The following is an 18,278-nucleotide window of genomic DNA, read 5'->3' on the forward strand; positions in this document are numbered from 1 at the left end:
GGCCGCGCTCCCCCCGGGGATCGACGCGTCCATCGATCGCACTTTCGTCGCCGAGGGCTTCCGCCGACAGTTCGACACGCTGGTCCGTGGTGCGGCCGCACCGGTGACGATCCGCCGAAGTGTGCCTGCGCCCCGTGCGGGGGGGACACCCGAGGCGCGGCCCGAGGCGCGGCCTGTGCCGCAGGCCGACGTGCGGCCCGAGGTGCGCCCCGAGCCTGGGCCCGATGTGCGGCCTGAACCACTGCCAGCACCTCGGCCCGACGCCGTCGCGACGCCCCGCCTCGAAGTGCTTCCGACGGCCCTGCCCGAGACGCTGCCCGAACCCGTACCCACGCCCGTCCGACTCGACCCGCGTCCCCACCTGTTGACCGTGGCGAGACAGGTCATGCAGTCCAGCATGGGCGTCGAGGTCGACGAGGAACCGGCCGCCCTCGTGGGAGCGGCCGGCGATCATGTCGTCCTCGTCCCGCTGGAGATGAGTGAGCCCGCCGGGACGTATCGCGTGCGGATGCGCGTGGAGGCGGAGGTGACACTCGCGCTCGCCCAGCGCGCCCGCCGCCATGTCACGGTGGACGAGGCCATGGCCGTGCAGGCGCTGCAGGATCTCGCGTGGACGCTCGCGAGCCGGTTGCTCGGCGCGATGCGGGCCGATGGCGTCCGCGGCGAACTCGGCCTTCCCGAGCTGACGACCGCGGCCGAGCCAGGTGGCCCGACCGACGGCAGCACCGTCACCGAGGTGGGATTCGCCTCGACGGCTGGTGACGTCCGTTTCTCGCTGGCACTGCAGGTGGCGCCGGCGGGGGCCCCGCGACCCTGACCCCGTCTCACGCTCACGACGGGCCCGGGGGCGCCGATTGCCCGACCATGCGGTCCCGCGACGTGCACGCCCCCCGGTTCCCCTCCCGACTGCACGGTGTGCGGCGCCTGGTCGCGGCCGGCCTGGCGATGGTCTGCCTTGCGCCGGGAGTGGCCGCAGGCCAGGACGTGCGGGGCACGCCGGAGGACACGCTCGCGGCGTTGTGGCAGTCCTACCGCGACCGCTACATCACCGCGAAGGGCGAGGTGGTCGATCCCTCGCGCGAGGGGCGCGTCTCCTCGGAAGCGCAGTCCTATGCGCTCGTGCGGGCGGTCTGGATGCGCGACCATGCCACGTTCGGGCGTGTGCTCGCCTGGACCGATGCCCATCTCCGACGGCCAGACGGCCTGTATTCGTGGTGGTGGGATCCGGCGCGGAACGTCGCGCTCGATCGCAACACCGCGACCGACGGCGACATCGAGATCGCCTATGCCCTGGCCATGGCCTCGGTCGTGTTCGAGCGCCCGGCGTATGCCACGGCGGCGCGTGCGCTCGTGCGTGCCATTCGCGCCGGGGCGACGCTGCCCGTTGGCGACGGCTGGTTTCCCTCGGCCGGCAACTGGGCGGGCCCGGAGCGCATCGTCAACCTGTCGTACTTCTACCCGTATGCCACGCCGTGGTTCGCGTGGCTCGACCCGGGGGCCGGCTGGGAGCAGCTGAATGCGCGCGGCTACGCCCTGATCGCACGCAGTCTGGACGCGGGCCCCTGGGCGCTGCCGGCCGACTTTCACGTGCTGCGCGAGACCGGGGGCCTCGAGCCGCTGCCGCCGGGGCATGCCCTGAGCGCGCTGTTCTCGTACGACAGCATGCGCATCCCGTGGCGCGTGGAGATGGCCTGTCGCCTGCTCGGTGAGGCGCAGGCGTGCCGGCTGAGCGAGCGCCTCGTGTCGCGGCTGCGCGCCCTGCAGGAGCGCGACGGACGCCTCGTCACGCGGTACTCGGCGGAGGGTGTCGCGCGCAACGCCGAGGAGTCCACCAGCTTCTACGCGGCGTTCCTGCCAGGCTTCCAACGCGTCGCCCCGGAGATCGCCAGCACGTGGCGCGCCTCGCATCTCGGCGCGGGGGCGATAGGCGGTGTCATGCGGGACACGCACCGCTACTACGATGCGAACTGGGTCTGGTTCGGCCTGGCCGCCGCCGACGGCGTCCTCGATTCACGCACGCCGCCGGTTCCCGGTCAGCCCTGACGGCCGGCTCGGAGAGCCGGCCCTACCCGGAGCCCGGAGCCCGGAGCCCGGTTCCCGGTTCCCGGTTCCCGGCTCCCGGTTCCCGGCTCCCGGCTCCCGGTTCCCGGTTCCCGGTTTGCTATATTCCGCTCCATCATCATGACCACGCACCTTCCCGTGTGTGCGGCGTGCCTGTTGGCCACGCTGCTCGTCGCTCCACTGGCCGCGCAACAGGCGCCGGCTCCGACGTCGCCCAAGCCGAGTCCGAAGGACACCGAGGTCTGGGAGCCCGCACCCGTGGTGGTGACGCCCGGCGCGTCGAGCGACGCCGCGCCGTCGGATGCCATTGTCCTGTTCGGCGGCACGCACCTCGACGAATGGGTCAACGTCAAGGGCGGAGGCCCGGCCGGCTGGAGGGTCGCCGACGGTGTCTTCACCGTCGACAAGCCGGTCGGCAACATCCAGACGAAGCGGTCCTTCACCAATTACCAGCTCCACCTCGAGTGGCGGGTGCCGGCCACCATCACCGGCAAGGACCAGGGCCGCGGCAACAGCGGGCTGTTCCTCGCGTCGACTGGCGGCGGCGACGCCGGCTACGAACTGCAGATTCTCGACTCCTACAACAACCGCACGTACGCGAACGGGCAGGCCGGCAGCCTCTACAAGCAGGCCATCCCGTTGGCCAATGCCATGCGCAAGCCGGGGGAGTGGAATGTCTACGACGTGATCTGGACCGCGCCCACGTTCAACAGCGACGGCTCGGTGCGCACGCGGGCGCGTGTCACCGTCCTGCACAACGGCGTCCTGATCCAGAACAACTACGAGCTGACCGGCGAGACGCGCTACATCGGCGCGCCGACCTACAAGGCGCACGGCGCCACGCCGATCAAGCTGCAGGCGCACGGCGACCCGAGCGAACCCCTCAGCTTCCGCAACATCTGGCTGCGCGAGCTCGAGTAGGGCCGTGAGACGACCGGACGCGCGGCGCGATGACTGACGCAGGTCCCCCGACCCCGTCGCCGCCCGCGGGGGCGCCTGCGCCCGCGCGGCGCCACGTGCGCGGTGTCGGCATCGCCCTGTTCGCGCTGGCGGGGCTGGCCCTGATCACCCCCATCGCCACCGACAGCGCGATGGGGCGGGTGGGGCTGCTGCTCCTCATCGCCGGCTTGCTCGAGGTCTACGACGGCTTCCGCCGATCGCGCGACGCCGATGCCCGCGCGGCCTGGGTCAACGGCGCCGGCACCATGCTGATCGGTGTGGTGGTGCTCAACAGCACCACCCTCGTGACCAGCGCGTTCCTGATCGTGCTCGGCGCGTGGTTCTTCGTCGACGCCCTGCGCTATGCCCGGCGCGGCGTCGCGGTCGCCCGTGGTCACGCCACGCTGCCGTGGCGGGCCTGGGCGTTCCCGCTGCTCGGCAACCTCACCGTCGCCCTCGTCATCCTGCTGCTGCGCGAGCGGGTGTTGCCGCTGACGATTGCCATCACGGCGTTCCTCCGCATCCTCGGGGCCGCCTGGAACGTCCTGGCCGCGCCGGTGCTCGCCTCGACCGACGCCGGCGACACGGCGCTCGTCGACCTCGGGCTGCACGACAATCCGGCCCTCGTGCGCATGGCCGATCGGCTCGAAGAGGAGGAGGTCGCCCGTGGCTCCTTCGATCGCGAGTGGATCGTCGGCTTCACCGCGACCCTGTTCGCGCTGCACGCCGGACGCATGGGCTTCGACGGCTCCCTGCTGGCCGCGGTGTCGCCCGCAGTGGCGGTGCTGGGCGACTGGTTCATCGCCCTGCTCGTCGCCGCCTTCGTCGTCACCCCGGCGCGGCTGTCGTTTCGCAAGCTGACGCGTCCGCTCGAGCGGTATGCCTGGTCCGTGTCGATCGGCGACTCGCCGCTGTGGGTCGCGCGCTACGGGCAGCGCGTCGCCCGGTTCTGGCTCGAGGCCCGGCTGCGCTTCGCCATTCGCGTCCGCCAGGCGCGCTATTCGCCGCGGGCCGCGCTGCGTCGCGGCTTGCGCATCGGGCTCCCGGCCGCCGCCGTCATCGCGGCCACCGTGCCCGTGTGGGGCATGAGCTGGTACTTCGACACGGAGAACTGGGCCGCTGGCGTCTGGAACTCCTGGGCCGAGGCGCGCACCGACACCTGGCGCGAGGCGATGGTCCGCGCCGTCATGGCTGCCGAGCCGGTCGGGGCAGGCGCGTCGGCGTTCGCCGTCACGCCTGAGGGACTGCCGCCCGCGAGCGACTTCTCCTTCATCGTCATCGGCGACACGGGCGAGGGCGATGCCTCGCAGCACGTCCTGCGCGATTCGCTGCTGACCGCCGCAGGGCAGCCCGACGTGAAGTTCGTCGTGGTGTCGTCCGACGTCGTCTATCCCACCGGCGCCATGCGCAACTACGAGGCGAACTTCTGGCTGCCCTTCAAGGGCGTGCGCGTGCCGGTGTACGCCATCCCCGGCAATCACGACTGGTACGACGCGCTCGAGGGCTTCGCCGCGACGTTCCTCACGCCGAGCGCGGCGAAGGTCGCCATGCGGGCGCGCATCGAGGCCGACGAGCGGATCACCAGCACGACCGACGCCGACATCGAGGCCCTCGTCGCGAAAGCCGGCTTTCTCGGTCGCGAGTACCGCGTGCCCGTCGGCCGTCAGCGGGCGCCGTTCTTCCAGGTCCAGACGGAGACGTTCGCACTCATCGCCGTCGACACGGGCGTCGCGCGCCGTGTGGATGACGCGCAGTGGGCCTGGCTTGAGGGCGCGCTCGACGCCGCGCGCGGCAAGTTCGTGATGGTCGTGCTGGGGCACCCGCTGTTTGCCGGCGGCACCTACCAGGCCGATCCCGACGACGATGATCCGACCGGATTGGCGGCGCTCCACGCGCTGCTGCGCTCGCATGGCGTGTCCATCGTGATGGCCGGAGACACTCACGACCTCGAGTACTACGTCGAACAGCCGCAGCGCCGCGGGATGTCGACGATGCATCACTGGGTCAACGGCGGCGGCGGCGCGTATCTGAGCTTCGGGACGGCGCTCGCATGGCCGGCGTCACCTGCCACCACCACATGGGCGCACTACCCGGGGTATCGCGACGTGCGCGCGAAGATCGGGGGTGAAACCCCCTGGTGGAAGCGGCCCGCCTGGTGGTGGACGCGCGACCTCGGCGCCTGGCCCTTCACGGCCGAGTGGTTGTCGGCGTTGTTCGACTCGAACGAAGCGCCGTTCTTCCAGAGCTTCGTCGAGGTCCGGGTCGAGCCGACGGCGCGGCGGGTGCGCGTGCGGCCGTGGGGTGTCCATGGTCGGCTGCGGTGGCGCGACCTCCACGCCTCGGCCGACCTGCCGGCCGGCGGCGCCCAACCCAGCGATCAGGTCGAGTGGGTGCTTCCCTGGCGCTGACGCGCCTCACTCCCAGCGGAACACGTAGGACGCCAGCGCCGTGAAGGCCACGAACATCACGGCGAGCACGGCCGCCTCCGGCGCATGGGCGATCCAGCCCTCGCCGCGCCAGATGCCGCGCAGCAACGAGACCGCGTGCGACATCGGGAGCGCGTGTGCCACCACCTGCAGACTCGCCGGCAAGCGGTCGAGCGCCACGAAGAGCCCGGAGAACCCGAGCATCGCGTAGACGACGAGACTGGCCACCGGCTGGGCGAACCGCGCCGTCGGCACCACGCTGGCGATGATGAAGCCGACCGACAGCAGGCACAGGGTCGTGAACAGCAGGGCGATGCCGAACGAGACCAGCGGTGCGCCGCCCGAGGGGCCGAACGATCGCGCCCCGACGAGCACGAGAGCCAGGAGCGACAGCGCCGTGAACCCCAGCTTGACGAGCACGTGCGCGAGCAGGATGGTGACGGGTTGCAGCGGCGTGGCGCGCAGCCGCTTCAGGATGCCGCCCTCCCGGTAGATGGCGATGATGGCGACCAGCGACACCACCGCGCTCAGCGCCACCATCACGGAGGCCAGGATGGGCAGGTCACCCGACAACAGGGCGGGCAGGGCGGTGCGTGGCGCGCCCCGGCCCATGCGTCGCATCAGCAGGAACAGCAGGATGGGGAAGCCCACCGTGCCGATCACGCCGAGCGGCTCGCGCAGGAAGATCTTCGTCTCGAGCCAGGTCAGCTTCCAGAGCCCACGCAACATCCTGATCAACTCCTGATGGAGTGGCCGGTCAGCCGGAGGAAGACGTCCTCGAGCGTGGCGGTCTGCGACTGCACGCCGGTGACGTGCAGGCCGTTGGTGGACAGGCACGCCAGCACATCGTCCAGCAGGTCCTCGTCGTTCCCGTGCACCAGCACACCCTGCGCGCCAGGGTCGACGCGCGTCACCGAGCGACACGCGGCCAGCAACGAGGCGGCCCGGGCATCGTCGGTGGTGATGGCGACGGCGCGCTCCGGACAATGCCGACGGACCAGGGCCGCCGGCGTGCCGATGTCGATCACGCGGCCGTGATCGACGATGGCCACGCGGTCGCAGAGGCGCTCGGCTTCCTCCATGAGGTGCGTGGTGAGCACGACGGTCTTGCCGCGGGCACGGATGCCGCGAATCAGCTCCCAGATGGTGCGGCGGGCCTGCGGGTCGAGGCCCGTGGTGAGTTCGTCGAGGAAGACGATCTCGGGATCGTGGATCAGGGCCAGGGCGATGAAGAGGCGCTGCTTCTGCCCGCCGGACAAGGTCATGAACCACGCCGAACGCTTCTCGTGCAGGCCGAGCTGCTGGAGCAGGCGGGCACCGTCGACCGGCTGGCGATACAGGGACGCCCAGAGGTCGACAGCCTCCCAGACCGTGATGCGTTTCTGGAGGTGGGCTTCCTGCAACTGCACGCCGAGGCGGGGCTGCAGGGCGGTGGCGTCGCGCCAGGGATCCAGCCCGAGCACGCGGACGCGCCCGGCATCCGGTGTGCGCAGGCCCTCGACGCACTCCAGCGTGGTCGTCTTGCCGGCGCCATTGGGACCGATCAGGCCGAAGATCTCGCCTTCCCTGACGTCGAACGACACGTCCTCGACGGCCAGCACCGTCCCGTACTGCTTGCGCAGCCCGTCCACCTCGATCACCTGGGCCATCCGCCTCAAGCCTATCCTGTCCGGGCAATCCCTCGCGCTGGATCGGCGCGCCCCGACGTACGATCTCCAGCCATGCCCGACATCTCGGGGCCCGCTGACACCTCGCGACGCCGACTTGCGGCCGTCGATGCCCTGCGCGGCCTCGTCATCGTGCTGATGGCGCTCGACCACGCCCGCGACTTCTTCCACGCCGGCGCGATGACCGGATCGCCGACCGATCTGACGCAGACCACCGCCGCAGTGTTCCTCACGCGCTGGGTCACACATCTCTGTGCGCCGACGTTTGCCGGGCTGGCCGGGCTGGGGGCGTGGCTCCGTCTGCAGCGCCCAGGGGAGTCGCGTGCCTCGGTCGCGCGCTATCTGGTCAGCCGCGGCGTCGGGATCATCGTGCTCGAGTTGACGGTGATGCGGTTGGCGATGAACGCGACGTGGTCACCGGCCCATCCGCTGTTGCTGCTCGTGCTGTGGATGCTCGGGCTGTCGATGATCGTGCTGGCGGCGCTGCTGTGGGTGCCGACGCGGCTCCTGCTGGTGGCCAGTGTCGCGGTCATCGCGGCGCACCACGGCCTCGATCGGGTGGTGGCGGCCGACCTCGGCTCGTGGGCCGGACTCTGGCGGGTGCTGCACGAGCCAGGGGTGGTGACGGTGCGCGGCGTCGTGGCGGTGGTGGGGTACCCGTTGATACCGTGGGTCGCGGTGATGAGCGCAGGCTTTGCGATCGGCCCGTGGTTCACCCTGCCGGCGGACGCGCGTCGGCGGCGCCTGTTCGGCGTCGGCCTGGCCCTGTGTGTCGGGTTCGTCGTGCTGCGGTGGGCCAACGGGTATGGCGACCCGGCCCCGTGGGCGCCGCAGGCCTCAGGCGTGTTCACCGGCCTGTCGTTCCTGAACACGACGAAGTATCCGCCCTCGCTTGCGTTCCTGATGATGACCCTTGGGCCGGCGCTGCTGCTGCTCGGCTGGATGGAACGACGAGGCTGGCAGCCAGGGCATCCGCTCGTGGTGCTGGGGCGCGTGCCGCTGTTCTTCTACGTCAGCCACTTCGTCGTGCTGCACGCGATGGCGGCGGGGCTGGCCCTGGCCGTGTACGGCGGGGCGGCCTCGGCGGTGCTCCGGATGCCGGTGCCTTCGATGGGCGGACCGGCGGCGGCCTTCCCGCCGGGGTTCGGCTATCCGCTCTGGGTGACGTACGTGGCGTGGGTGGTGGTGCTGATCCTGCTGTGGCCCGCGTGCCAGTGGGTGGCGGGCGCCCGCGCGAGACGCGGCGGTGCGGGAGCGTTCCGGCCGGGCGGCGCGCGGCGTGGTGCGCCGGCGTCGCCCTGAGCCGGAGCCGGCTCACTGTGCGGGAACGGCCTGCACCGACAGCGCGATCTTCACCTCGTCGCCGACGAGGAAGCCGCCGGTCTCGAGCGCGGCGTTCCACGTCAGCCCGTAGTCCTTGCGGTTGAGGGTGTACTCGGCTTCGAACGCGATCCGCTCGTTGCCCCAGGGGTCCTTCGCCGTGCCGAGGAAGGTCACCGGCAGGGTGATCTCCCGCGTGACGTCGCGAATCGTGAACTGCCCGGTCACGTGGTACGCATCGCCACCCTGCGCGGTGATGCCCGTGCTGGTGAAGGTGATGGTCGGGTACGTCTCGGTCTCGAAGAAGTCAGGCGAGCGCAGGTGGGCGTCGCGGTCCTTCTGGTTGGTGTCGATGCTCGCGGCCTGAATCGTGAAGGCCACGGTCGAATTCGCAGGGGCGGCGGCGTCGAAGGCGATGGTGCCGGCGAACTCGGAGAAACGACCGCGCACCTTGGTGATGAGGTGGCGGACCGTGAAGGTGGCCTCGGAGTGGGCCGCGTCGATCTGATAGTGGGTCACGCTGGTGGCGTTGGCTGTCGTCATGTGCGTCTCCTGTGATGACTGGACTGCAGGGTCGAAGGCGGTGAGGGGGCGCGAGTCCTATGTCGCGATGCCCCGGCGCAGCGCCGCGAGCAACGTGATGAGGGTCTGCACCTGGTCGGCGTCGAGCAGGCCGACGTGCTGCGCCAGGAAGCGGGCGGTCACGTCGTCGAGGGCCGCAAGGACCTCGAGGCCTTTGGCGGTGATTCGGGTGGTCACGTAGCGACGGTCGTCGCCGCCGCGCGCCCGCGCAATGTAGCCGGTGTCCTCGAGGCGATCGAGCAACCGCGTCACGTCGGGCACCCGACGCACCATCCGCTCGCCGACCTCACTCCGGCACAGGCCGTCTTCTCCGGCCCCGCGCAGGATGCGCAGCACGTTGTACTGCGTGCTCGTGATGCCCGACGCCTTGAGCTCGGACTCGAGCGCATGCTCGAGCAGCGCGGCCGTGCGCTGCACCGAGACGAACGCCTCCTCGAGTGGGGTACGAAATGGCTTCGTCTGCTTGAGTTCGACCTGCAGGTCCGTCTGCATGTGATGACAATAGATGTTTAAACACGCATTGTCAACAGCCATCCAGCGCGACAGGGCGGGAGGGGCCCGTACGAGCGCCCATCCCGCCTTCCCTTTTCCCTTCAACCTTCAACCTTCAACCTTCAACCTTCAACCTTCAACCTTCGACCTTCAACCTGAGCCCGTCCAGCCGAGCCCTGAGCCCTGAGCCCTGAGCCTGCCCTGCTGAGCCTTGAGCCCTGAGCCGTGAGCCCAACCTATGCCGGCGGCTTCGCTGCCGCAGCGGGCTTCGGTTCCGGCTTCTTCGTCGGGGGGTGCCGCTGGCCCTGGTGGCAGGTGTAGCAGGTGACGCGCTGCTCGCCGGCCTTGGGTTCGTCACCAACGCTGGCGGGGAAGCTCTGGTTCACCGCGTCGGTGTACTTCATCATCTCGCGCGTCGCTTCCTTGTGCTCCTTGCGGTCGCTCTCGAAGTTGTACGCCGACATGTCCGACGGATCGGGGCCGGCAACGTGACAGTACACGCAGCGCACCCCCATCGACTGGCTGAAGCCCTGCATGATGGCCAGCAGTTCCTTGGGCTGGATGTCCTTGGGCAGCAGCTTGAGGTTCTTCGGGGCTGGCGGCAGCCAGTCGGCCGGGAGTCCTCCCTGGGCCGGGGCGGCGGTGCCCGCCGCAGGTGGCGTCGGGGCCTGCCCGGCGGCGGTGACCATCACGCTGCAGAGGAGCACAGCAGCAGAGAAGGGAACGAAACCACGCATCATGCAATCTCCCGGGAAGCGACAGCACTGTGCTGAAGCCGCGATGCTAACGCATTTTCGCCGGAGCTTGCTGCCACCGTGGCGCATCCAGGTCGCGTGGCGGCTCAGGACCCGAGCTCGGCGATGACGCCGCCGATGGACCGCGCGTCGGGGGCCACTTGCTGCAACGCGTAGCCCGCACCCGCCAGGCACAACACCACGACCACGGCCGGCAGCCAGGTGCGCCGCACCACGCCGACACTCCAGTGCTGCATGTCGCGTGGACGCAGCCGGCGGTACACGGTGGTGACGAGCGCGGCATCGAGCGTGACCTCGGCGAGGAGCGCCGGTGCGATGGCGATGACGTAGCCCACCGCGATCAGGCCCCCGCACACCAGCACCGCCACCACGACGAGCCACACGGCGTCGTCGGCGTCGAGGTCGAAGGACCAGCCGCCCGATCCGCTGCCCACCGTGGCCGATCCACGCGCGTCGGCCACCGCGCGCACGTCACCCGACCACCGCGCGCCCCCTCCGCCGCCGCCGCTGCGGCCGCCGCCGGCCAGCATCTGGACGGGGCCGTCGTCACCGCGTGCGTTTCCTGTCCCGGACCACACGTCGAGGTCCGGCACCCACTCCCACCGGTGAAGATGAATCCAGCACTGCAGCAGCGCGAGAAAGGCGAGATAGCCGCTCATGGCGGCAAGGGGGTAGCGGATCGCCATCGCGTCCACGCCCGCGCGCAGCAGGCCGACGGACGTCAGGAAGCCGGCCACGCCAGCGCCGGTCACGATGAGGGTCAGCTGAATTCTCGGGAACCGCGGCGCGACGTGCCGGCGCTCGAGATCGCGGATGAGGGCGTCCCGCTCAGAGAGGGCCATCGATCCACTCGCGCGCCGCGGCGGGCGTGTCGAACACCTGCGATCGGTACCCATACGCGGTGAGGAGATCGGCGATGTCGTGCGTGGCGGCCAGGGCCTGGTCGGGAGCGGCCACGAGGGCCACCCGGCGCCGGGCGAGGCCGCGCGTCGCCCAACGGGTCACGCGATCGCGCAGCGTGTCCAGGGCGTCGTCGTGCGGCGCCAGCGTGGCTCGGCGCAGATCCACGATCAGCGGCGCCGTGCTGTCACCGAGCCCGACGTCCACCAGCGTGTCGCGCACCTGCCCGGGGTCGGGCAGGCCGATGTCGCCGATGACCACGAGGTGCAGCACGCGGCCCGAGGGATCGGCGACCACGGTGAAGGAGGAGGCCGTCATGAGGCGCGCCCGTCGGTGGGGAAGCCGCGGTGCGTGAGCAGAGCGGTGACCTCGGGATCGCGACCGCGGAACTGCCGGTAGGCCTCCGCGCGGTCGATGCTGTTGCCGGAGGCCAGGATGAGGCGCCGGAACGCATCGGCCACCTCGGGCGCCCACGGACTGCCGGCCTCCTCGAACGCGGCCCAGGTGTCGGAGGCCATCACGTCGGCCCACAGGTAGCTGTAGTAGCCGGCCGAGTAGGCGTCGGACGCGAAGAGATGCGTGAAGTGCGGCAGCCGGTGCCGCATCGCCACCTCGCGTGGTGCCCCGATGGCGGCCAGTGTCTCGCGTTCGAACGCCGCCGGATCCACGAGGCCGTCCGGGCGCGTGTGCAGCCGCATGTCGACGAGGGCCGGCGCGAGATACTCGACCGTCGCGTAGCCCTGGTTGAACGTCGAGGCCCGCCCCACCTTGTCGACCAGTGCCTGCGGCATCGGCGCCTTCGTCTGGTAATGGGTCGCGTACGTGTCGAGCAGGTCGCGGGTCAGCACCCAGTGCTCGTGCACCTGACTGGGCAGTTCGACGAAGTCGTACGGCGTCTCGGCCAGGCCCGGGTAGCTCACCTCCATCAGCAATCCGTGCAGGGCGTGGCCGAACTCGTGAAAGAGCGTCCTGGCGTCGTCGAGGCTGATCAGGACCGGCTCGCCGGGCGCTCCCTTGACGAAGTTGTTGTTGTTGGACGCGATGGCCGTGACCGGACCGTCCCACAGACGCTGGTCGCGATACGCCGCCGCCCAGGCCCCCGATCGCTTGTACTGCCGGGCGAAATCGTCGCGGTAGAACAGACCGATGTGGCGTCCCGACTCCGTGTCGGTGACCTCGAACACCCGCACGTCGGGGTGGAAGACGGGCACGGTGCCGGTGATCTCGGTGAAGGTCAGCCCGTAGAGGCGCGCCGCCATGGCGTACGACGCCGCGATCATGCTGTTCAGCTCGAAGTACGGCGTGAGCTCGTTGGTGTCGAGCGCGTAGCGGTCGCGCCGGACCTGCTCGGCGTAGTAGAGGTAGTCCCACGGCTCGATCGTGATCCCCGGCGCCTCCGCCGCGGCGATCGCCTGCATGTCGGCGACCTCCTCCCGCACCCGCGTCACCGCCGGGGCCCAGACCTTCAGCATCAGGTCGGTGGCCCGTTCGGGTGTGCCGGCCATGGTGTCGTCCAGGCGCCAGTGGGCATGTGAGGGGAAGCCGAGCACGGCGGCCCGCTCGGCCCGGAGGCCGACGATGCGAGCGACCAGCGCATTCGTGTCGGAGAGACCACCCGTGTCGCCGCGCTGCTTGAATGCGGTCCAGAGGCGTGCCCGCAGGTCCCGTCGGGCGGAGTGCGTGAGGAACGGATCGACCGAGGAGCGGGTGTGGACGACCACCCACTGGTCGGGGAGCTGTCGCTCGTCCGCGGCCGCCCGATACGCAGAGACCAGCGACGCCGGCAGGCCCGCCAGGTCGTCCTCGTGCGCGAGCACCGTCCAGGCGTCCTCGGCGGCCAGCACCCGCGTGGAGAACTCGGAGAAGGCGCGGGCCAGCTCCTGGTTGAGGCGCGACAACTCCGCCTTCTCGTCGGCGCCCAGGCGCGCGCCCTGACGGACGAAGGCGTCGTAGGTGCGTTCGGTGAGGCGCTGCTGGTCGGCGGTGAGGCCGGCGGTCGCCCGCGAGGCATGGACCGCGGCGACACGCGCGAAGAGTGCGGCGTCGAGCCGGATCGCGTCGTCGGCCGCGGTCAGCACCGGCGACCACTCCTGATCGAGTGCCTGATACTCGGGCGTGTTGGCGTTGCTGCTCATCACGCTGAACAGGACCAGCACGCGGCCGAGCGGCCGCCCGGCCCGTTCGAGCGCCTCGATGGTGTTGGCCCAGGTCGGCGCCTCGGGCGACGAGGTGATGGCGAGGATCTCGTCGCGTCGCAAGGCGACCGCGGCCGAGAACGCGGCGGGGAACTGCGCGGGTGTCACCTCGTGCCACGGCGGCACGCCGCCGTACGGGCCGGTCCACGGCGAGAGCAGCGGCGGCAGCGGCGACGAGGGCGGCTGGGGCGCGACGGTCGAATCTGGCGGCGTCGGAGTGGTCACGGAAACGTCCACGGTGTGCGTGTCGGCCCCCCGGAGTCAAGACCCCGTAGAATGGGCGCCTTGGCCCTGACCGCGACGATCCATACCGTGGACATCGATCTCACCGACCATGATCGAGGCGTCTACGACACCCTCGCCCTTCGTGTCGCGCGTCATCCCTCGGAGTCGGACGACTATCTGGTCACGCGCGTGCTGGCCTACGCGCTCGAGTACGGCGAGGGCATCGCGTTCTCGACCGGCGGACTCTCCTCGCCCGACGATCCGCCCCTGACCATTCGCGACCTGACCGGAGGCCTCCTGGCCTGGATCGAGATCGGCTGGCCGGACGCGGCGCGGTTGCACAAGGCCGCCAAGGCGTCGCCGCGCGTGGTCGTGTACCCGCACAAGGACCCCGGGCAGTGGGTCAGGCGCCTCGACGGGGCGCGCATCCATCGAGCCGCCGACATCGAGGTGCGGGTGATCGACGGCAGCCTGATCACCGCGCTGGCCGCGCGGCTGACGCGACGCATGGCCTTCGGCCTCGCGGTGTCGGAAGGCGAGCTCTTCGTGTCGCTCGCCGACGAGACGCTGACCGGCACCGTCTCGCCGCTCACGCTCCCCTGACGCCGCTGGCCGCCGGTATAGTGGTGCGGAGATGCCCCGGACGATGAGCGCCCTGGTCGGCGCCCTGGCGCTGGCCGCACTGACGATGGCCATCGGGTGCCGCGGCGATCAGGCCGCACCGCCACCCGTCGCCTCGGGCACGGCCCCCGCCTCCACACCCACCACCGCGACCTACGCCGGCCGCGCCCAGTGCGCCCGCTGCCATCAGGCCGAAGCGCAGGCGTGGCAGGGCTCGCACCACGACCTGGCGATGCAGGAGCCGACACCGCAGACCGTGCTCGGCAACTTCGGCCGGGCCACGTTCACATACGCCGGCACCACCACGCGCTTCAGTCGTCGTGGTGCCACTTACGTCGTGCGGACCGACGGACCCGACGGGGTGGTGCGCGATTACGACGTCGCGTACGTGTTCGGCGTCTATCCGCTGCAGCAGTACCTGATCGCCTTTCCGGACGGCCGCTATCAGGCCCTGAGCATCGCCTGGGATGCGCGTCCCGCGCGCGAGGGCGGGCAGCGCTGGTACCACCTCTACGCAGACGAGCGCGTCACCCACACGGACGTGCTGCACTGGACGAAGTTCAGCCAGAACTGGAACGCGCAGTGTGCGACGTGCCACTCGACCAACCTGCGCAAGGGGTACGACCGGGCGACCAACACCTACAAGACGACCTGGTCCGAGATCGACGTGTCTTGCGAGACGTGTCATGGACCCGCGTCGGCGCATGTGGCCTGGGCCGACGCCCGTCCGTCCGGATCGTCACCGGCGTCGATCAGCGCGGCAGCGATGGGATTGACGGCCTCGCTGCGTGAGCGTCGTGGCGTGCAGTGGACGATGCAGATGGCGACGGGCATCGCGCGGCGCAGTCCGGCGCCCGGGGCCGATCGGGCCGAGGTCGAGGTGTGCGCGCCGTGCCACGCGCGTCGCGCCGAGCGCTTCGATGCGCACGTGCCGGGACAGCCGTTCCTGATGTCCTACCGGCCGACGTTCCTCTCCGAAGGGCTGTACCGCGCCGACGGCCAGATGCAGGACGAGGTCTACAACTACGGCTCGTTTCTCCAGAGCCGCATGTACGCCGCGGGCGTGACCTGCGCCGATTGCCATGACCCGCACAGCCTGAAGCTCAAGGCCGAGGGCAACGCGGTCTGCGCCCAGTGTCACCTGCCCAGCACGTTCGACGTGCCGACGCACCACGGGCACCAGTCGGGTACCGCCGGTGCTTCCTGCGTCGCGTGTCACATGCCCACCGAGACCTACATGGGCGTCGACCGTCGTCACGACCACGGCTTCCGCGTGCCGCGACCCGACATCACCGAGCGCGTCGGGACCCCCAACACCTGTGCGGCCTGTCACGCCGCCAAACCTGCGGCCTGGGCCTCGGCCGCTCTCGACCGCTGGCGCCCGCCGACATGGCGGGCCCGCCCGCAGTTTGCCGAGACCTTCGCCGGCGCGCGTGCGGGTCGCGCCGATCGCATCGCGGCACTCCCGGCGATCGCGTCGGACCCGCGGCAGCCCGGCATCGTGCGCGCCTCGGCCCTCGACCTGCTGCAGGCGTCCGGGAGTGCGCTGCTCGAGTCGTCGCTCGACGCGCTGGCGGGTGATGCGGATCCGCTCGTGCGCCTGGCGGTCGCGTTGGGGCTGCCCCGCCTCGAACCGGCGGCGCGCGCCCGCGTCGGCGGTCGACTCCTCACCGATCCGCTCCGGACGATTCGGGTGGATGCCGCATCGGCCCTCGCGGGGGAGCCCGCGGCCTGGTTGCCGGCCGACCAGCGGCAGGCCCTCGAGCAGGCGCTGGCCGACGTGCGCGTGTCCGAGGGATTCAATGCCGACCGGCCGGAGTCGTATCTGAACCTCGCGTTGCTCGAGGAGAAGCGTGGAAACGTCGCGGCAGCGATGCAGGAGTACGAGGCGGCCACCGCGTATGCCCCGTGGTTCCTGCCGGCCTGGGTCAATCTCGCGGAACTGCAGCGCCAGGGCGGCGATGAGGCGACGGCCGAGCGGACACTGCGCCGCGCGCTGGCCGTCGCGCCCGGCGATGCGAGCGTGCTCTACGCACTGGGACTCTCCGCCTATCGACAGCAGCGTCCCGACGACGCCGTGGCGTTGCTGGCGCAGGCGTCGCGCGCGGCCCCGGAGGTGCCGCGGTATGCCTTTGCCCACGCGCTCGCGCTCGACGCGCGCGGCAAGGTCGCCGAGGCGCTGGCCGTCGTCGATGCGGCGCTGGTGCGCCATCCGGATGATCGGGATCTCCTCGATGCCGGGCTGGCGGCGGCGCAGAAGTCCGCGGACGTCGATCGGGCGCGCGTCTACGTGCGACGGCTGCTGGTGCTGGCACCGGGCGACCCCGAGCTGAACGCACTGGCGGGGCGTCTCGGCGTCAGATGATCGGGGGGACGCGTCAGACCACGCTGTCGGGCGGCGGCGATGGGATACTGCGGCGATGAGCACGATCCGCATCGCGCTGGCCAACCTCGCCTTTCCGACCACGCGAGACGCCTCCGTGGCCCTCACGCGTGCGGCGGTTCATGACGCGGCCACCGCCGGCGCGGCCATTGTCTGTTTCCCGGAATGCTACGTGCCGGGGTATCGCGCGAGCGGCAAGGGGGTGCTGCCTGCCGACGAGGCCTGGCTGGCCGACGCCGTCGCGCAGGTAGGGGAGACCGCCGGCGCCGCCGGCATCACCGTGGTGCTTGGCACGGAGCGCGTGACCGACGCCGGGCTCCACGCCTCGGCGATCGTGATCGGTCCCGACGGCCACGTCGCCGGCATCCAGGACAAGGTGCAGATCGATCCCTCTGAGGAGGGGCTGTACACACCGGGCGCGGGACGCCAGATGTTCACGGCGGCCGGGGTCATGTTTGGCGTGACCATCTGCCATGAGGGCTGGCGCTACCCGGAGACCGTGCGCTGGGCGGCGCGGCGCGGCGCGCAGGTCGTCTTCCACCAGGCCTTCCATGAAGCGGAACCCGGCGGTTACCGACCGACGACGTTCGCCGACCCGGCCAACACGTTCCACGAGAAGGCCGTGCTCTGTCGCGCGGCCGAGAACACCTGCTTCGTGGCCACGGTCAACTACGCCAGCGACGGATCGCCGACGACCTCGGCGATCGCGCGGCCGGACGGGACGCTGCAGGCGTATCAGCCCTACGGCGTCGCCGGCCTGCTCGTGGCCGACCTCGACCTGTCGCTCGCAACCGGCCTGCTGGCGTCGCGCTGCGGCGAGTACCGCTGAGAGCCCCGCAGATGACGGACCACATCGACGCGGCGGTGCTGCTCTGGCACTACACGGTCTCGGGGCGACTGCAGCGCATCCTCGCCGATGGCGTCTTGAAGCGCTCGACCACCGGACTGCGCAAGGGGGAGCGGGCCGGGGTGTGGTTCACGTCACGGTCGACGTGGGAGCCGACGGCGACGCCATGGCGTCGCGGCGCCGATGGGCAGTTCCGCGCCGCGTCGATGGACACGCTGGCGGCCGCGGGCCTGGCGCGGATCGGCGTCGCCCCGGATCTGGTGCGCACCACCTGGGCGCAGCATCGGCGTTTCGGTGGCTTGCCGTGGGCCGATGGCGAAGCCGTCGAGCGCAATGCCCGACAGCAGGCCTCCGATCCCGAGCAGTGGCGCGCCAGCTACCGCGACGTGCCGCGGTCGCAGTGGGCACGCGTCCAGGTCTCCACCGATGGCGTGACGTGGACCGACGTGCCCGAGGGCTGACCGCCGCACGTCAGACGTCGCTCGGGTGCGTGAACGCGATGGAGGTGAAGGCGACCGCGAGCGCGGCGTACACCACGGCGACTCCCCACACCCCTGCCGTGGCTCCCTTGGCGGCGAACCTGAGCAGGGCCAGCCCGCCTGCGACGAAGTGCACCAGGTTGGCCATCACCAGCGGGCGGGCGTAGATGCCCCCCATGCGGGCGCCTCTCGACATCCAGTCGAGCATGGCGAACCCGAGGTAGAGGGCGCCACCGACCTGCACCGCGGCCGCGGCGGCCGGCGTGGCGGCAGCGCCCGTCGCCGCCAGGACTTCGTGCGGCGCGAACTGCAAGGCGAGTCCCGCCCCCGCCATCAGGATGGCTGCCGCGGACATGACCGGTCGCGTCTGCATGTCCGCAGCCTAC

At 71.0% G+C, this 18,278-nt stretch carries 17 protein-coding genes and 1 pseudogene; 9 read left to right on the top strand and 9 right to left on the bottom strand.

Going from position 1 to position 18,278, the window contains the following annotated elements:
• The 4 genes and pseudogenes from Q0C41_RS10835 to Q0C41_RS10850 form a co-directional block, all read left to right on the top strand.
• Positions 1 to 817 (top strand): annotated as a pseudogene (locus tag Q0C41_RS10835) (hypothetical protein); the annotation flags it as partial.
• Positions 818 to 864: 47 nt separating this feature from the next.
• Positions 865 to 2,043, top strand: coding sequence for a glycosyl hydrolase family 8 (locus tag Q0C41_RS10840; protein ID WP_291983645.1), 1,179 nt, complete (start codon positions 865 to 867; stop codon positions 2,041 to 2,043).
• A 138-nt stretch (positions 2,044 to 2,181) separates the two neighbouring features.
• Positions 2,182 to 2,982, top strand: coding sequence for a DUF1080 domain-containing protein (locus tag Q0C41_RS10845; RefSeq protein WP_291983646.1), 801 nt, complete (start codon positions 2,182 to 2,184; stop codon positions 2,980 to 2,982).
• 29 nt (positions 2,983 to 3,011) lie between these two features.
• The gene (locus tag Q0C41_RS10850) at positions 3,012 to 5,408 is read left to right on the top strand and encodes a metallophosphoesterase (RefSeq protein WP_291983648.1); all 2,397 of its coding nucleotides are present in this window, start codon (positions 3,012 to 3,014) and stop codon (positions 5,406 to 5,408) included.
• A 6-nt stretch (positions 5,409 to 5,414) separates the two neighbouring features.
• Here Q0C41_RS10850 and Q0C41_RS10855 read toward each other — a convergent pair whose 3' ends face one another.
• Complete coding sequence (locus Q0C41_RS10855) at positions 5,415 to 6,155, bottom strand: ABC transporter permease (RefSeq protein WP_291983650.1); 741 nt, start codon at positions 6,153 to 6,155, stop codon at positions 5,415 to 5,417.
• A 5-nt stretch (positions 6,156 to 6,160) separates the two neighbouring features.
• Positions 6,161 to 7,075, bottom strand: coding sequence for an ABC transporter ATP-binding protein (locus Q0C41_RS10860; RefSeq protein ID WP_291983652.1), 915 nt, complete (start codon positions 7,073 to 7,075; stop codon positions 6,161 to 6,163).
• A gap of 72 nt (positions 7,076 to 7,147) precedes the next feature.
• Here Q0C41_RS10860 and Q0C41_RS10865 point away from each other — a divergent pair, with 72 nt between their 5' ends.
• Complete coding sequence (locus Q0C41_RS10865; protein ID WP_291983654.1) at positions 7,148 to 8,395, top strand: heparan-alpha-glucosaminide N-acetyltransferase domain-containing protein; 1,248 nt, start codon at positions 7,148 to 7,150, stop codon at positions 8,393 to 8,395.
• Positions 8,396 to 8,407: 12 nt separating this feature from the next.
• Here Q0C41_RS10865 and Q0C41_RS10870 read toward each other — a convergent pair whose 3' ends face one another.
• The 6 genes from Q0C41_RS10870 to Q0C41_RS10895 all read right to left on the bottom strand — a co-directional run bounded on the left by Q0C41_RS10870 (position 8,408) and on the right by Q0C41_RS10895 (position 13,562).
• Entirely contained in the window at positions 8,408 to 8,956 is a 549-nt protein-coding gene (locus tag Q0C41_RS10870) for a YceI family protein (protein WP_291983657.1), read from the bottom strand.
• Between the two features lie 57 nt (positions 8,957 to 9,013).
• Entirely contained in the window at positions 9,014 to 9,487 is a 474-nt protein-coding gene (locus Q0C41_RS10875) for a MarR family transcriptional regulator (protein WP_291983659.1), read from the bottom strand.
• Between the two features lie 236 nt (positions 9,488 to 9,723).
• Positions 9,724 to 10,224 (bottom strand): c-type cytochrome, encoded by a 501-nt coding sequence (locus Q0C41_RS10880; protein WP_291983661.1) that lies wholly within the window; start codon positions 10,222 to 10,224, stop codon positions 9,724 to 9,726.
• Positions 10,225 to 10,328: 104 nt separating this feature from the next.
• The gene (locus Q0C41_RS10885; RefSeq protein WP_291983662.1) at positions 10,329 to 11,084 is read right to left on the bottom strand and encodes a hypothetical protein; all 756 of its coding nucleotides are present in this window, start codon (positions 11,082 to 11,084) and stop codon (positions 10,329 to 10,331) included.
• Entirely contained in the window at positions 11,071 to 11,460 is a 390-nt protein-coding gene (locus tag Q0C41_RS10890) for a hypothetical protein (RefSeq protein ID WP_291983664.1), read from the bottom strand. Before Q0C41_RS10890 ends, Q0C41_RS10885 begins: the two co-directional genes overlap by 14 nt.
• Positions 11,457 to 13,562, bottom strand: coding sequence for a M3 family metallopeptidase (locus Q0C41_RS10895; RefSeq protein ID WP_291983666.1), 2,106 nt, complete (start codon positions 13,560 to 13,562; stop codon positions 11,457 to 11,459). The genes Q0C41_RS10890 and Q0C41_RS10895 overlap by 4 nt, the downstream gene beginning before the upstream one ends.
• 60 nt (positions 13,563 to 13,622) lie before the next feature.
• Between Q0C41_RS10895 and Q0C41_RS10900 the strand changes: the two genes are divergently transcribed.
• Genes Q0C41_RS10900 through Q0C41_RS10915 form a run of 4 tightly spaced genes read left to right on the top strand, consistent with a single transcriptional unit; the run spans position 13,623 to position 17,874 of the window.
• Positions 13,623 to 14,165 (top strand): YaeQ family protein, encoded by a 543-nt coding sequence (locus Q0C41_RS10900; protein ID WP_291983668.1) that lies wholly within the window; start codon positions 13,623 to 13,625, stop codon positions 14,163 to 14,165.
• 31 nt (positions 14,166 to 14,196) lie between these two features.
• Positions 14,197 to 16,548: a tetratricopeptide repeat protein gene (locus Q0C41_RS10905; protein ID WP_291983670.1), complete on the top strand. Its 2,352-nt coding sequence runs from the start codon at positions 14,197 to 14,199 to the stop codon at positions 16,546 to 16,548.
• 55 nt (positions 16,549 to 16,603) lie between these two features.
• A complete protein-coding gene (locus Q0C41_RS10910) occupies positions 16,604 to 17,395 on the top strand; it encodes a carbon-nitrogen hydrolase family protein (protein ID WP_291983672.1) in 792 nt (263 codons plus the stop codon).
• A gap of 11 nt (positions 17,396 to 17,406) precedes the next feature.
• On the top strand, positions 17,407 to 17,874 hold the full coding sequence (locus tag Q0C41_RS10915) for a hypothetical protein (RefSeq protein ID WP_291983673.1): 468 nt from the start codon (positions 17,407 to 17,409) through the stop codon (positions 17,872 to 17,874).
• 10 nt (positions 17,875 to 17,884) lie between these two features.
• Here Q0C41_RS10915 and Q0C41_RS10920 read toward each other — a convergent pair whose 3' ends face one another.
• Positions 17,885 to 18,265 (bottom strand): hypothetical protein, encoded by a 381-nt coding sequence (locus tag Q0C41_RS10920; RefSeq protein ID WP_291983675.1) that lies wholly within the window; start codon positions 18,263 to 18,265, stop codon positions 17,885 to 17,887.
• Between the last annotated feature and the right edge of the window lie 13 nt (positions 18,266 to 18,278).

Origin of the sequence: Luteitalea sp., from assembly GCF_022842525.1 — a bacterium.
Taxonomy (GTDB): domain Bacteria; phylum Acidobacteriota; class Vicinamibacteria; order Vicinamibacterales; family Vicinamibacteraceae; genus Luteitalea.

Coding starts and splice junctions, on each gene's coding strand:
- Q0C41_RS10850 (WP_291983648.1), top strand. CDS start 3,012: ATGACTGACGCAGGTCCCCCGACCCCGTCGCCGCCCGCGGGGGCGCCT.
- Q0C41_RS10840 (WP_291983645.1), top strand. CDS start 865: ATGCGGTCCCGCGACGTGCACGCCCCCCGGTTCCCCTCCCGACTGCAC.
- Q0C41_RS10880 (WP_291983661.1), bottom strand. CDS start 10,224: ATGCGTGGTTTCGTTCCCTTCTCTGCTGCTGTGCTCCTCTGCAGCGTG.
- Q0C41_RS10920 (WP_291983675.1), bottom strand. CDS start 18,265: ATGCAGACGCGACCGGTCATGTCCGCGGCAGCCATCCTGATGGCGGGG.
- Q0C41_RS10860 (WP_291983652.1), bottom strand. CDS start 7,075: ATGGCCCAGGTGATCGAGGTGGACGGGCTGCGCAAGCAGTACGGGACG.
- Q0C41_RS10890 (WP_291983664.1), bottom strand. CDS start 11,460: ATGACGGCCTCCTCCTTCACCGTGGTCGCCGATCCCTCGGGCCGCGTG.
- Q0C41_RS10865 (WP_291983654.1), top strand. CDS start 7,148: ATGCCCGACATCTCGGGGCCCGCTGACACCTCGCGACGCCGACTTGCG.
- Q0C41_RS10855 (WP_291983650.1), bottom strand. CDS start 6,155: ATGTTGCGTGGGCTCTGGAAGCTGACCTGGCTCGAGACGAAGATCTTC.
- Q0C41_RS10885 (WP_291983662.1), bottom strand. CDS start 11,084: ATGGCCCTCTCTGAGCGGGACGCCCTCATCCGCGATCTCGAGCGCCGG.
- Q0C41_RS10875 (WP_291983659.1), bottom strand. CDS start 9,487: ATGCAGACGGACCTGCAGGTCGAACTCAAGCAGACGAAGCCATTTCGT.
- Q0C41_RS10845 (WP_291983646.1), top strand. CDS start 2,182: ATGACCACGCACCTTCCCGTGTGTGCGGCGTGCCTGTTGGCCACGCTG.
- Q0C41_RS10915 (WP_291983673.1), top strand. CDS start 17,407: ATGACGGACCACATCGACGCGGCGGTGCTGCTCTGGCACTACACGGTC.
- Q0C41_RS10870 (WP_291983657.1), bottom strand. CDS start 8,956: ATGACGACAGCCAACGCCACCAGCGTGACCCACTATCAGATCGACGCG.
- Q0C41_RS10905 (WP_291983670.1), top strand. CDS start 14,197: ATGCCCCGGACGATGAGCGCCCTGGTCGGCGCCCTGGCGCTGGCCGCA.
- Q0C41_RS10910 (WP_291983672.1), top strand. CDS start 16,604: ATGAGCACGATCCGCATCGCGCTGGCCAACCTCGCCTTTCCGACCACG.